Below are 14,431 nucleotides of genomic sequence, written 5' to 3' on the forward strand. Positions count from 1 at the left end.
GGACATCTCATGCATCTCCTGCTGGCACTCGTCACCGGCCTTCTCACGATCGTCGCGCCCGCGGATCCGCTCGTCGTGCGCACCGACGCGGGAGCCGTCCGCGGCGCCGAATCCGGGCAGGTCCGGACGTTCAGCGGCATCAGGTACGCCGCGCCACCCGTCGGCGAGGATCGCTGGAAGCCGCCGCGGCCGCCGGAGCCGTGGAAGGGCGTCGCCGACGCGACGAAACCGGGAAACGTCTGTCCTCAGGCCACCGGCGGCGACGAAGACTGTCTCTTCTTGAACGTCACCGCGCCACGCGACGCGGGAAACCGCCGCCTGCCGGTGATGGTCTGGCTGCACGGCGGCGGCTACACCATGGACGCGGGCAGCCACTACGGCGCGCGACGCCTGGCGGATCAAGGCGACGTCGTCGTGGTGACGGTGAACTACCGTCTCGGCGTCTTCGGCTACTTCGGACTTCCCGGGCTCGCCGGATCCGGTGATTTCGGCCTGGCGGACCAGCTTTCCGCGTTGCGTTGGACCCAGCGCAACATCGCGTCGTTCGGCGGGGACCCGCGGAACGTGACCGTGGCCGGGCAATCCGCGGGCGGGATGAGCACCTGCGCGCTCCTCACGTCGCCCGCGGCGGCCGGGCTCTTCGACAAGGCCGCGATCATGTCCGGCTCCTGCCTGCTGGACTGGCCCGACGGTGGCCTGATCCCGAATCAGCCCGCGCAGACGCCGTACTCCCCGCTGGCCAAGACAGAGGCGGACGGCGCCGCGGCGGCCGCGACCCACGGCTGCGCGGGCCCGGACGCGATCGGCTGCCTCCGCCGTCTCCCCGCCGCCGACCTGATGAAGCACACGCAGACGTTCTCCAACCATCTGACCTACGGCACCCCGTTGCTCCCCCTCGATCCCGCGAAAGCGGTGCGGCTGGGCGCTTTCCACCGGGTACCGGTGATTTCGGGCGGCACGCACGACGAGATGCGGTCGTTCATCGCCGGCGTCGCCCTGTACAAGCCGATCACCGAGGAGCGCTACCAGGAATTCCTGCGCGCGACCTTCGGCGAGCACGCGGGCGGGGTCGGTGCGAAGTATCCGTCCCGGGACTACGAATCCCCCGCCATGGCCTGGGCGACCGTCACCACCGATCGCTCCTGGGCGTGCCCGACCGCCGAGGGGAACAGGCTGCTGGCGAAGCGAACTCCCGTGTACGGGTACGAGTTCGACGACAAGAACGCGCCCAACGTCAACGGGATCGAGGCGCCGGGCCTGCCGCACGGCGCGGCGCACGCGCTCGACCTGGCTTACCTCTTCGAACTCCACGGCCAGGAACTGCCGCTGCGGCCGGAGCAGAAACGGTTGTCGGAGCAGATGATCGCGTACTGGACCAGCTTCATGCACACGGGTGATCCGAACGCCGCCGGTTCGCCGCGGTGGGATTCCGGTGGCGTGCTTTCACTCGCGCCGGACGCCATCCGGCCGGTCGCTCACGACGTCGATCACCGGTGCGGCTTCTGGGCGGGCCTGGGTTCCTGACCGCGCTTCTCGTCGGTCGCTGTCCCGCCCCCGCCTCGCCGAATGTCATGAGGGGTCCCCTTCGGACAGATTTCGTCCTAAGGGGACCCCTCATGACACTTGCGGTACGAGAGCTACTTCGTCTTCGTGGCCGTCGAGCGCGAAGCAGGCTTCTTCGCCGCGGTCGTCTTCGCAGCTGTTGTCTTCGACGCGGCGGTCTTGGTCGCGGCGGTCTTCTTGGCCGCGGTCGTCTTGGTGGCCGCCGTCTTCGACGCCGCCGGCTTCCGCGCCGGAGCCTTGCGCTTGGGCGCGGGGCCCTTCGCACGCTTCTCCGCCAGGAGTTCGGCACCACGCTCGGCGGTCAGCTCCTCGATGCTGTCCGACTTCCGCAGCGTCGCGTTGTACTCGCCATCGGTCACGTACGGACCGAAGCGGCCGTCCTTGACCACCATCGGCTTACCGGACACCGGGTCGTCGCCCAGTTCCTTGAGCGGCGGCTTCGCGGTCGCGGACCGGCCACGCTGCTTCGGCTCCGAGTAGATCTTCAGTGCCTCTTCGAGTGTGATCGAGAACAGCTGATCCTCGGTGGTCAGCGAACGCGAGTCCGTGCCCTTCTTCAGGTACGGCCCGTAGCGCCCGTTCTGCGCGGTGATCTCGTCGCCGGATTCCGGGTCCTTGCCGACCACGCGCGGCAGCGAAAGCAGCTTCAGCGCGTCTTCGAGGTTCATCGTCTCGATCGACATCGACTTGAACAGCGAACCCGTACGCGGCTTCGGCTGCTTCGCTTTGGCGGCCTTCTTCTGCGCGGCTGTCGCGCCTTCGGGCAGTGGCTCCGGCTCGGGCAGCAGCTCGGTGACGTACGGGCCGAAGCGGCCTTCCTTCGCCACGATCTCGTGCCCGCTGACCGGGTCCTTGCCGAGCACACGGCCTTCCTGCGGCGTCGCGAACAGCTTCTCCGCGATGGCCGGGGTCAGCTCGTCCGGCGGCAGGTCCTCGGGCAGGTTCGCCCGCTGCGACGTCCCGTCGACCTCGCGCTCGAGGTACGGGCCGTAGCGGCCGACGCGCACGACGACGGTGTGCCCGTCGGCGTCGCTGAACAGCGGGATCGAGTTGATCTCACGGGCGTCGATGTCCTCGACGCCCGAGCCGACCAGCTTCTTCAGCCCACCCAGACGGCCGACGGACCCGTCGACGCCCATGTCACCGCCGAAGTAGAACTTCGACAGCCACTGCGTCCGGTGCTCGGCACCGGCGGCGATGCGGTCGAGCTCGTCCTCCATGCCGGCGGTGAAGTCGTAGTCGACCAGCCGCTCGAAGTGCCGTTCCATCAGGCCGATCACGGCGAACGCGACCCAGGAGGGCACCAGCGCGGAACCCTTCTTCCACACGTAGCCGCGGTCCTGGATGGTCTTGATGATCGACGCGTACGTCGACGGGCGGCCGATTCCCAGCTCTTCGAGTTTGCTGACCAGGCTCGGCTCCGAGTAGCGCGCCGGCGGCGACGTGGTGTGCCCGTCCGGGCTCAGGTCGGTCGCGGTCAGCGCCTGGTCCTTGACCAGCTGCGGGAGACGGCTCTGCTTGTCGTCCGCTTCGCCGCCGCTCTCGGTGTCGACGGCCTCGACGTATGCCTTGAGGAACCCGGCGAAGGTGATCGTGCGACCCGAAGAGGCGAAAGTGACCTCTTCGCCGCTGGTGGCGGTGCCGACGATGCGCACCGACATCGTGGTGCCCTTCGCGTCCGCCATCTGCGACGCGATCGTGCGCTGCCAGATCATCTCGTAAAGGCGGTACTCGTCGGTGTCCAGATCCTTCGCGACCTGGCCCGGCGTGCGGAAGACCTCGCCCGAGGGACGGATCGCCTCGTGGGCTTCCTGCGCGTTCTTCACCTTGCGGGTGTACTGGCGCGGCGACGGCGAGACGTATTCCTTGCCGTACAGCTGCGTCGCCTGGCTGCGCGCCGCCGAGATCGCCGACTCCGACAGCGTCGTGGAGTCGGTACGCATATAGGTGATGTAACCGTTCTCGTACAGCTTCTGCGCGATCCGCATCGTGCGCTCGGAGGTGAACCGCAGCTTGCGGCCCGCTTCCTGCTGCAGGGTCGAGGTCATGAAGGGCGCGTACGGCTTGCGCGTGTACGGCTTCTCTTCGACGCTCGCGACCTTGAAGTCACGGTTCTTCAGCGCCTCGGCCAGCCGGACCGCGTCGGCCTCGGCCAGTACGCGGATCTCGTTGTTCGACGCTTTGAGCTGTCCGTCCGAGCCGAAGTCACGGCCGGTGGCCAGGCGCGCGCCGTCGACGGCGATCATCCTGGCCGGGAAGTTGCGCGGCGAGGCCTCGGCGCCGGCGTCCATCGTGGCGGAGATGTCCCAGTACGACGCCGAGGTGAAGCGCATGCGCTCGCGCTCCCGCTCGACCACGATCCGGGTCGCCACGGATTGCACGCGGCCTGCCGAAAGCTTCGGCATGACCTTCTTCCACAGCACGGGCGAGACCTCGTAGCCGTAGAGCCGGTCCAGGATGCGGCGGGTCTCCTGCGCGTCGACCAGGTCGCCGTCGAGCTCGCGGGTGCTGTCGGCCGCGGCGCGGATCGCCTGCTCGGTGACCTCGTGGAAGACCATCCGGCGCACCGGGACCTTCGGCTTGAGGGTCTCCAGCAGATGCCACGCGATGGCCTCGCCCTCGCGGTCGGGGTCCGTGGCGAGGTAGAGCTCGTCGACGTCCTTCAGGAGGCCCTTCAGCTCGGTGACCTTGGACTTCTTGTCGGGTGTGACGACGTAGAGCGCCTTGAAGTCATTGTCGACGTCGACACCCAGCCGCGCCCACGACTCACCCTTGTACTGGGCGGGCACGTCCGCCGCGCCGCGGGGAAGGTCGCGGATGTGTCCGACCGAGGACTCCACGACGTAGTTACCGCCGAGGTACGGGGCGATCTTGCGGGCCTTGGTCGGCGACTCGACGATCACCAGCCGACGACGGCCGGCGCCGTCGTCCGACGCCGCGGTCTTCTTCGTCCGTGCTCCTGCCACGCTGTCCTGCTCTCCGCTCATCTTCGGCGCCTTCGCGCCGCCTCTCGACCCGTCAGTGTGCACGCTCGCGCCGTCCGGACCCCGGCTAGGTGGCGCAACACGCCGCCGATCGTGTGTCCAGCGCATCGCCGCTGACCTCGTCGATGTTTCCTTTCAACACCTAGCACGTGATGTCGGACACGTCCGCCTGGGGTCCCGCGTGACGGGGTGAACACCCTCCGTTCGACGGTGGTGACACCGTGCCCGCCAACGCTTCACTTGATACCCACGCCGACCCGAAAGGACTCCACGTGACTCGACGACTCCTCGGCACGCTGTTCGCCATGCTGACCGCATCCGCCCTGGTCGGAGTTACCCCCGCCGAGGCGGCGACGACCACCTTCGCCGGCACCGTGGCGTTGTCGAACTGCTCCGGGTCGGTGGTCAAGCCGCCCGAGGCGAGCCTCGACGACCCGGCCCTCGTCCTTTCGAACGGGCATTGCCTGCAAGAAGGCTTCCCGGACCCGGGAGAAGTAATCGTCGACAAGTCTTCATCACGGACCTTCAGCCTGCTGTCCAAGGACGGCCGCTCGTCACTGGGCACGCTCAAGGCGAAGAAGCTGCTTTACGCGACGATGACCGACACGGATGTCTCGCTCTACCAGCTCAACACCAGCTACGCCAAGATCCAGTCGACCTACGGTATCGCCCCGCTGACGCTCTCGCCGACCCGTCCGTCGGCCGGTGTCGCGATGGACGTGGTCTCCGGGTACTGGAAGAAGATCTACTCGTGCAACATCGACGGCTTCGTCCATGAGCTGCGCGAGGCGAACTGGGTCTGGAAGGACTCGATCCGGTACACCCCGGCGTGCAAGACGATCGGCGGGACCTCGGGGTCGCCGATCATCGAGACCTCGACCGGGAAGGTCGTCGGCGTCAACAACACCGGCAACGAAAGCGGCCAGCGGTGCACGATGAACAACCCGTGCGAGGTCGACGCCGCCGGGAAGGTGACGGTGCGGAAGGGCATCAACTACGGGGAACAGACCTATCAGCTGACCTCCTGCCTCAAGCACAGTGAACTGGACCTGGCGAACCCGGACTGCAAGGCGCCGAAGCCCTGACCCTTGCGCGGGTCGCGAGTGGCGATTCGATTCGGAGCTGACCGTCACCTCCGGTCGAGCGGTCTCGCGTGATCAGATGGACGACACAGGTGATCGAATGGACGACACGCGTGACGGGACGGACGGCACGCGACGGGCCCCCGCGGTGAGCGTGTCGTCCAGCCAGTCACGCGTGCCGTCCGTCTGATCACACGTGCCGTCCGTCTGCTCACACGTGCCGTCCACTCAGTCACGTGAGGCCGCAGCCGCGCGGGGGTCGTGAGTGGCGATTCGGGTTAGAGCGGACCGGCACTTACCTACCTATGCCTGACCTGCGCGAGGGTGGAGGATTTGGGACGTTCAACGTCCCAAATCCTCCACACTCGCCAGCTGCACCAGCGGGCAGGCAAAAACGAGTCCGCCAGAACACGAATCGCCTCTCACGACCCAAGCGATCATGACGTTCAAACGGCGCGCACCACCGGCACCAGGCTGGGCCAGGCGGGCTCGGCTCCCGCCGGCGCGTCCCCGATCAGCTCAAGGACGTGCGCGAGCCGCCTCCGCCCGGTGACCCGGAGCAGCGCTTCTTCACCCTTCTGAACCTTCGCCGGGACGCCGAGCTGGGCCAGCGCCTTGATCAGCCGCTCATGCGTCTCCGGCACCTCCGGATCGAGCGCGAGCAGGTAGCCGTTGCCCTGGGGGCTGCCCGCCGCCAGCGCCCACATCCTCAACATGGCCCCGTCGAGCCGGAACCCGTCCGGCAGGACCTTCTCTTCACCACGACCCCAGCGCTGCTCGAGCGGCAGCAGATCGACCCGGAACGGCGTTCTCACCAGTGGCCGCCCGCATTGGGCGGCCGAGACCTGCGCCTGGACGCCGCGCCGACGACATTCCCTGGCGAGGGCACCCGCCCGCCAAGGCTCGTCGACCACGGCGGACAGCCGTGCCGCCGTCCGCCCGAAGCCCGTCATCCGCCCGGGCCCGCACAGCACTCCGGCGAGGTCGGCGAGCCCCGGCCCGCTCGCCTCCGCCGAGAAGAGCGAGATCGTCCCGTCCACCCGGACAGAATAGAACACAAGTTCGAGTCATGGCCAGTGATAGCGCGGTGACTCAGCGCGGTTGCTTGACCAAATCCTGGCAAACCGGGATCCGGCTGCTCGCCGAAGCGAGCTGAGGCACGTCGTTAAGGCCCCTGAGAAGGTCGAGGCGGTCGAGTTCGTCGAGAGAGGTCCTCGCGTCGCGAAGTGCCGTTTTCGTCGCCTCGGAGTCGGCTGAGGAGTCGAGACGGCGGCGGACGTCGTCGGCGCGGGCCCGGATGCCGTCGAGCTGGGCGACGGCGGACGTGCGCGAGGTGTCCCCGCCGGAGACCGGGGCCGGACCGAGGTTCACGAGCGCGGCGGAAGTCCGCTTCAGCCCTTCGGAGACCGAAGCCATCAGGTCACCGGAGGTCCGGGAGGCCTGCTGCGGCGTGCTCGGGTCGACGCTGGGCAAGGCCGCCAGCGTCCGTACGAGGCCACCCGCCGCGTCGCAGTACCCCTCCGCCCAGGCGGAGGCGGGGTCGGCCTCCGACGCGCTGACCGTCGCGAGACCTTCTTGTCTGGCGTGGGAAGTCACCGCGGGCTGCTGCCCGCACCCGGCGAGGCCGAGCCCGATACCTGTTGCTAGCGCGGCAAGGACGGTGAACCGCGGCCGCACGAAAACACCTCCCGGACTCCACGACTTCCCAGCTGGCCCCCGACGGTACCGATACCGGTGGGCAATGCAAATCGCCGGGCGATCAAGACGACGAAAAGAATGGTCAGGAGGGCAACTTCTTGCAGTTCGGGGCCTGCTCGGCCAAGGCCTTGAGCGAAGCGTTCGTTTCCAGCTGCTGGAACGGGTCCGGCATGTCGTTGATGTCGGACCCGATTTGCCGGAACGCGATCGCGGCCTCCGCCGTGGCCTTCTTGTCGTCCTTGGGCGCGGCGTCCAGTTTCGCCTTCGCCGCGACGACCTGGTCCCGGATCGGCGTCAGCGCGTCGACGATGCTTTTGCGCGCGCTCTCGGCTTCCGCGCTCGGCGCTTGACCGAGCCCTTTCAAACCGGTGACGGCGTTGTCGAAACCGGGCGCGAACACGCCGAAGGCCTCGTCCATCGCGTTGCGGGCGTTCGCGGGATCGTCCTGCTCGAAGTCGGGCATCCTGAAATCGCCGATCTTGGCGAAGTCGATCAGCGAACCACAGAAGCCGTCCATCCAAGAGCCGCCCGCCGCGGGAGCGGAAGAAGGAGAAGGCGGGGCGACGGCGGCCGGTTCGGCGCCATTGCAGCCCGCCAGCAGGAATACGGCGGCGAACAGGATGATCGAACGCCTCATGGCGGGGCTCCCCGGATCAGGATCAGCGTGACGCGCAGAGATTAGCCTGCCCGGACACGGCACCGGGCCCGCCACGAAAGGTGGCGGGCCCGGTGGGTACTGCTTTTACGGTGTCACGCCTTCGCTTCCGCGGGGCTGTCGGAAAGAACCGACTCGCGACGCTTGGAAACGACGATCGCGGCGACGATGATCGCGACCGCGACCAGCGAGATCGCGATACGGACGCCGACGTTGGCGTCCGCGCCGATCGAGAACTGCACGATCGCCGGGGCGATCAGCACGGACACCAGGTTCATCACCTTGATCAGCGGGTTGATCGCGGGACCGGCGGTGTCCTTGAACGGGTCGCCGACGGTGTCACCGATGATGGTGGCCTCGTGCGCGTCCGATCCCTTGCCGCCGTGGTTTCCGTCTTCCACGAGCTTCTTCGCGTTGTCCCAGGCGCCACCGGAGTTGGCGAGGAAGATCGCCATCAGGGTGCCGGTCGCGATCGCACCGGCCAGGTATCCGGCGAGCGCGCCGGTGCCGAGGCCGAAACCGACCGCGATGGGTGCGAAGACCGCGAGCAGACCGGGCGTGGTCAGCTCACGCAGCGAGTCGCGCGTGACGATGTCGACGACCCGGCCGTACTCGGGACGGGTGGTGCCCTCCATGATCCCCGGGATGTCGCGGAACTGGCGGCGCACCTCGTAGACGACCGCGCCGGCGGCACGGGACACCGCGTTGACCGCGAGACCGGAGAACAGGAACACGACCGCCGCGCCGACGATCACGCCGACGAGGGTGTTCGGGCTGACCACCGTGTTCACGAAGAAGTTCAGCGTCGACATGCTGGCTTCGGCCGCTTCCGGGATCGACTTCAGCGCCTTGCTGATCGCGTCCTGGTAGGACCCGAACAGTGCTGTCGCCGCGAGGACCGCCGTGGCGATCGCGATGCCCTTCGTGATGGCCTTGGTGGTGTTGCCGACCGCGTCGAGCTCGGTGAGGATCTGCGCGGCGTCTTCGTCGACGTCGCCCGACATCTCCGCGATGCCCTGCGCGTTGTCCGAGATCGGGCCGAAGGTGTCCATCGCGACGATGACACCGACGGTGGTGAGCAGACCGGTACCGGCCAGCGCCACGGCGAACAGCGCGACGCCGCCACCGAGCAGGTACGCGCCGAACACGGCCGCGCCGATGACCAGCGCGGTGTAGACGGCGGACTCGAAACCGACCGAAAGACCGGACAGGATCACCGTCGCCGCACCGGTTTCCGAGGTCTTGCCGACCTCCTTGACCGGCTTGTACTCGGTGCCGGTGTAGTACCCGGTGAGCTTGAGGATGATCGCCGCGAGCACGATGCCGATGATCACCGAGATGGTCGCGATGAGCGCCGGGTTGCCCGGCTCGCCCGTGGCGCCACTGGTCAGCTCGGAGAACGAACCGGGCAGGTAGACGAACGCCGCGATCGTCGAGAGCACCGCGGAAATGGCGGCGGAGATGTAGAAGGAGCGGTTGATCGTGACCAGACCGCCTTCACCCGCCTTGGCCTTGGTGATGTAGACACCGATGACCGCGGTGATCACGCCGATGGCGGGAACGATGAGCGGGAAGATCAGGCCGTGCACGCCGAAGGCGGTGCTGCCCAGGATCAGTGCCGCCACGAGCATGACCGCGTACGACTCGAAGAGGTCGGCCGCCATGCCGGCGCAGTCGCCCACGTTGTCACCGACGTTGTCGGCGATGGTGGCCGCGTTGCGCGGGTCGTCCTCGGGGATGCCCTGCTCGACCTTGCCGACCAGGTCGGCGCCGACGTCGGCGGCCTTCGTGAAGATACCGCCGCCGACACGCATGAACATCGCGATCAGCGCGGCACCGAAACCGAAGCCCTCCAACACCTTCGGGGCCTGTCCCGTGTAGACGAGGACGACCACCGCGGCACCGAAGAGGCCGAGGCCGACGGTGATCATGCCGACCACGCCGCCGGTGCGGAACGCCAGGCGCATCGCCTTCTCGCGACCACCGGACTCGCGCGAAGCGGCCGCGACGCGCAGGTTCGCCTGCGTCGCCAGCCACATGCCGAGATAGCCGATCGCGAAGGAGAACGCCGCGCCGACCAGGAAGAAGATCGACCTGCCGATCTTTTCGTTCCAGTCATCGGCCGGCAAGGCGAAGAGCAGTACGAACACGATCGCACCGAAGATCGCGAGGGTGTTGCGCTGCCGTTTCAGATAGGCAGCCGCGCCTTCCTGCACTGCCTTCGCGATGTCCTGCATCTTGGTGGTGCCCTGGCCGGCGGCCAGCACCTCCTTGAGCAGAACGTAGCCGATGACCAGTGCGGCAAGGGCGACCACGGCGATTACACCGACAATGGTGTAACCACCTCCGGTGAGCGTGAGTTCGCCCGCCGCGAGGAACTGCCGGGACATTCGTCCTCCTGGAGACGTCGCCGTTGGCCAACGAGCGATCCGCCGATGGAACCGGCGTGTCGTGCGCTGGCATGGGGATCTGTATCGAAGGTCACGCTAGTCGCACTGCAAGGTACGTCTCACATGACGCTCGCCACAGACGGTGTGGATTGCGGGAGTGTATTGGTAGTGGGATGGCGGGCGGCAAGCCGTCCCTGCCACCGCACGTTCCGTAACCTTGTGAGTCTGATCACTTTATCGATCATCTGGGCCCCCTCCCGGCGTCCGTTCTCCTCCGGCGGCGGCCCGTTTCTGTCGGTGCGCTGTGCGAAGCTTCCGGACGTGGACGGCACGGCGGAATCCGGTAAGGGGCGGCGGCTTCTCGACCGCGCGACGGCGGGAATCCCGGCTTCGCTGTACCCGGTCACCCATGTGGCCGAGCTGCCCGCTCGCGCGGCGGATTCGGTGGACTGGCCAGCGTGGACGGCGGCCGAAGTCGTCGAGGCGCTGAAGGCGGGCGGCGTCGACGCGCCGTGGCGGCATCAGGCGGAAGCCGCGTCGCTGGCGCGCGAAGGCAAGCACGTCGTGATCTCCACCGGGACGGCGTCGGGCAAGTCGCTCGCGTACCAGTTGCCGGTGCTGTCCGCGCTGATCGAGGACGAGCGTGCGTCGGCGCTGTACCTGTCGCCGACCAAGGCGCTCGGCGCCGATCAGTTGCGTTCCGTGTCCTCTTTGGACATCAAGAAGGTGCGGGCGGCGTCGTACGACGGCGATACTCCGCTGGAGGAGCGGGACTGGGTCCGCGCGCACGCGAACTGGGTGTTCACGAACCCGGACATGCTGCATCGCGGGATCCTCTCGTCGCACGCGCGCTGGTCCCGGTTCTTCCGGCGGCTCTCGTTCGTCGTGGTCGACGAATGCCACAGTTATCGCGGGGTCTTCGGTTCGCACGTCGCGTTGCTGCTGCGCAGGCTGCGAAGGGTCGCGGCGTACTACGGCGCTTCGCCGGTCTTCGTTCTCGCGTCGGCGACGACGGCGGATCCGGCGGCGTTCGCTTCGAAGCTCTCCGGGCAGGAGTGCGTCCCGGTCACCGAGGACGGCTCGCCGCGCGGCGCCCGCACGGTCGCACTGTGGGAACCCCCGCTGTTGTCGGAACTTTCGGGCGAGAACGGGGCACCGGTACGAAGATCGGCCGGCGCGGAGGCTTCGCGGATCCTCGCCGAACTGGTCATCGAGGGTGCCCGCTCGCTGGCGTTCGTCCGTTCGCGTCGAGGCGCGGAGCTGACGGCGCTGGGCGCACGGCGAATTCTGTCCGAAGTGGACGGTGCCCTGGCGGAATCGGTCGCCGCGTACCGCTCCGGGTACCTGCCGGAGGAGCGGCGCGCCCTCGAAGCGGCCTTGCTTTCCGGGCGGCTGCTCGGCGTGGCGACGACGAACGCGCTCGAACTCGGCGTCGACATCGCCGGGCTGGACGCGGTGGTGCTGGCCGGTTATCCGGGAACGCTCGCGTCGTTCTGGCAGCAGGCGGGCCGGGCCGGGCGCGCGGGGGACGCGGCACTGGTCGTCTTCGTGGCCCGCGACGATCCGCTGGACACCTATCTCGTGCACCATCCGGCCGCGATCCTGGACAGGCCGGTGGAAGCCGCCGTCCTCGACCCGTCGAACCCGTATGTGCTCGGGCCGCAGCTGGCCTGCGCCATCGCCGAACTCCCACTGACCGAACCCGAGGTCGCGGCCTTCGGCGGTGAAGCGGCGCGTGGGGTGCTCGCCGATCTGGTCAAGGAGAAGATCATCCGGCGCCGCACGAGCGGCTGGTACTGGACTTCGCGCGACCGGCCGCACGCCGAGGTCGGCATCCGCGGTTCGGGCGGCGAGCAGATAGCGGTGGTGGAGGCCGATTCCGGCCGGATGCTCGGCACCGTCGATCCGGGTTCCGCCTGCTACGCGGTGCATCCCGGCGCGGTGTACCTCCACCAGGGTTCGTCCTATGTGGTCGACGAACTCGATCTGGAGACCGGGCTCGCCCTGGTGCACGCGGAGGATCCGGACTGGACCACGTCACCGCGCGAGATCGTCGACATCAGCGTGCTGCGCACCGAAGAGACTCAGGTGCACGGCGGGATCACGGTGAACCTCGGCGAGGTGTCGGTGAGTTCGCAAGTGGTCGGCTACTTGCGGAGACGGCCTTCCGGTGAAGTGCTGGACCAGACTCCGCTCGATCTGCCGGAGCAGAGCCTGCACACCCGCGCCGTCTGGTACACGATCTCGGCGGAGCTGCTCGGCTCTTCCGATGGCCTGTCTTCCGATGGCATGGCGGGGACCGGGGGCCATCGGGCGGGGACCGAAGTACTGGAGCCGGTGGGGACCGGAGGCTCCAGGGTGGGGACCGAGGATCTTGGCGGAGCACCGGGGACGAGCGCCGAGTTGGATCCGGCGCGCGTCCCCGGTGCCCTGCATGCCGCCGAGCACGCGGCGATCGGCCTGCTACCGCTGTTCGCTACTTGCGACCGCTGGGACATTGGCGGGGTGTCTACCGCGTGGCACGAGGACACCGGGGAGGCGACGGTGTTCGTGCACGATGGCCATCCCGGGGGTGCGGGATTCGCCGATCGCGGGTTTGCCGCAATTGTCCCTTGGCTGGCCGCAACGCGGGAGGCGATCGTTTCCTGCGAATGCCCGGCCGGCTGCCCGTCCTGCGTCCAGTCGCCGAAGTGCGGGAACGGCAACGATCCGCTGGACAAGGCGGGGGCAGTGGCCGTTCTGGACACCGTGCTCGGGGCGTTGCGTCAACACGGGTCCCGGTCAGGCCACTCGGAGCTTTGAAATTGTGGGTTGGGCTCGTGGGTCGATCAGGCGGCGGTGGTCAGGCTCGCCACGGGGGCGGCGGCCTGGTCACCGGCCAGCGCACGGACGAGCACGTCGTGCACTTCGGCGGCCTCGGGGAGCTGCCAGCCCCAGACCTCGGGCTTGACCCGCCAGTGCACGACACCGTGCTGGAACGGCGACGGGGGCAGCGGGATGTAGCCGTTCGCGCCGTGCCACTGGATCGAGGCCTGGTCTTCCAGCTCGCGGGGGATGCTCGTGGCGACGGTGGTCAGGAACAGCCAGCGGCCGTTCGGCATCGCGACGATCGGGGCCGGGTGGCCGGAGGCACGCAGCAGACGGGCGGCGGCCTTGCCGAGCTCGTCGTCGACCTCGATGGCGTCCAGCACGGTGCCGGTGGCCACGAGCAGGCTGTGCGTCTCGTCGCCGAACCAGGTGGCGACGTCGTGCGGGTGGGCCTCGGTCAGCTCACGCCAGTTGTCCTTGGCCGGGACGGGACGCCGCCAGGTGAGGTCGTCACCTTCCGCGGTGAGCGCGGCGGGCTCCGCACCGGGGAGCACCGGCCAGCCACGCCACGCGAGGCCGATCGCCTCCGCCCGCATCTCGATGCGGAAGGCGCCCCGCCAGCTGTCCGGCCAATTCGCGTCCAACATTACTGTCCCTGCCTCAGGTCAACTCTGTCCTGTGTAAGTCCTGCGCGGCCACCCGGCGACCTTCTCGAGGTGGCGCACATCTCAATAAACGGCAAGTTGCACATCGGGAGAAGACCTCACGCGACAACCGGCCGTTACTTAGCGATGAACGCGCGGTAGTCCGACAGGACGGACTGAAGGCCGGACGTCCGATTAACGGGCGTGCCCGACCGGTTCGAGGCCGTTCGTCGCAGCCGAGCTGGGCGTCCTTGTCGCTGTGATCGTGCTCACGACCTGCGGTGCGCGACCGTTCGGCGGAGCGCTGATCATGACTTCGACCGCTCGCCGCGCCTCAACGACCGCTGCTCGCGCCCGGCGGTTACTCGCCCGTACTACCCGCTGGTCACCGCTGGGCGACCGTTCACCGTGCGACGCCCGTCACGGTGGCCTGTCGACCGGACCCGCCCTGGCCCGTGCCCCCGCCTGCCCGATGGCCGCCCACCGTCCCGGCGACTCCGACCGCACCTCGACCAGGGCGTCGCCTCGCTCCCACCGGCAGCTCAGCAGAGTGACGGACATCCGGACGGTGACCTGCCGCGCCCGTTCGCAGGCCGCGCCGGGCCCG

10 protein-coding genes are annotated in these 14,431 nt (G+C 68.4%); 3 read left to right on the forward strand and 7 right to left on the reverse strand.

The features are described from left to right. The first annotated feature begins 9 nt into the window (after window positions 1-9). Entirely contained in the window at window positions 10-1,524 is a 1,515-nt protein-coding gene (locus CFP71_RS08880) for a carboxylesterase/lipase family protein (protein WP_093933346.1), read from the forward strand. 113 nt (window positions 1,525-1,637) lie between these two features. Here the strand turns inward: CFP71_RS08880 and topA are convergent, their stop codons facing one another. Continuing rightward, window positions 1,638-4,550, reverse strand: a complete 2,913-nt coding sequence (topA, locus tag CFP71_RS08885; RefSeq protein WP_208635912.1) for a type I DNA topoisomerase — start codon at window positions 4,548-4,550, stop codon at window positions 1,638-1,640. 269 nt (window positions 4,551-4,819) lie between these two features. Between topA and CFP71_RS08890 the strand changes: the two genes are divergently transcribed. After that, window positions 4,820-5,632: a S1 family peptidase gene (locus CFP71_RS08890; protein WP_093933347.1), complete on the forward strand. Its 813-nt coding sequence runs from the start codon at window positions 4,820-4,822 to the stop codon at window positions 5,630-5,632. A gap of 443 nt (window positions 5,633-6,075) precedes the next feature. Here CFP71_RS08890 and CFP71_RS08895 read toward each other — a convergent pair whose 3' ends face one another. The 4 genes from CFP71_RS08895 to CFP71_RS08910 all read right to left on the reverse strand — a co-directional run bounded on the left by CFP71_RS08895 (window position 6,076) and on the right by CFP71_RS08910 (window position 10,372). Further along, the gene (locus CFP71_RS08895; RefSeq protein WP_093933348.1) at window positions 6,076-6,687 is read right to left on the reverse strand and encodes a hypothetical protein; all 612 of its coding nucleotides are present in this window, start codon (window positions 6,685-6,687) and stop codon (window positions 6,076-6,078) included. 34 nt (window positions 6,688-6,721) lie between these two features. Then, window positions 6,722-7,306, reverse strand: coding sequence for a hypothetical protein (locus CFP71_RS08900; RefSeq protein WP_093933349.1), 585 nt, complete (start codon window positions 7,304-7,306; stop codon window positions 6,722-6,724). A gap of 103 nt (window positions 7,307-7,409) precedes the next feature. Beyond that, window positions 7,410-7,964 (reverse strand): lipoprotein, encoded by a 555-nt coding sequence (locus tag CFP71_RS08905; protein ID WP_167406050.1) that lies wholly within the window; start codon window positions 7,962-7,964, stop codon window positions 7,410-7,412. A 113-nt stretch (window positions 7,965-8,077) separates the two neighbouring features. After that, entirely contained in the window at window positions 8,078-10,372 is a 2,295-nt protein-coding gene (locus tag CFP71_RS08910; RefSeq protein ID WP_093933350.1) for a sodium-translocating pyrophosphatase, read from the reverse strand. A gap of 321 nt (window positions 10,373-10,693) precedes the next feature. On the opposite strand from CFP71_RS08910, the gene CFP71_RS08915 reads away from it, so the two are divergent. Further along, complete coding sequence (locus CFP71_RS08915; protein WP_093933351.1) at window positions 10,694-13,174, forward strand: DEAD/DEAH box helicase; 2,481 nt, start codon at window positions 10,694-10,696, stop codon at window positions 13,172-13,174. Window positions 13,175-13,200: 26 nt separating this feature from the next. Here the strand turns inward: CFP71_RS08915 and CFP71_RS08920 are convergent, their stop codons facing one another. Beyond that, the gene (locus CFP71_RS08920) at window positions 13,201-13,827 is read right to left on the reverse strand and encodes a bifunctional DNA primase/polymerase (RefSeq protein ID WP_093933352.1); all 627 of its coding nucleotides are present in this window, start codon (window positions 13,825-13,827) and stop codon (window positions 13,201-13,203) included. 417 nt (window positions 13,828-14,244) lie between these two features. After that, window positions 14,245-14,431, reverse strand: a 187-nt coding sequence (locus CFP71_RS08925; RefSeq protein ID WP_143267055.1) for an Rv3654c family TadE-like protein, incomplete at its 5' end; no start/stop codon positions are given.

Source organism: Amycolatopsis thailandensis (genome assembly GCF_002234405.1).
Lineage (GTDB): Bacteria > Actinomycetota > Actinomycetes > Mycobacteriales > Pseudonocardiaceae > Amycolatopsis > Amycolatopsis thailandensis.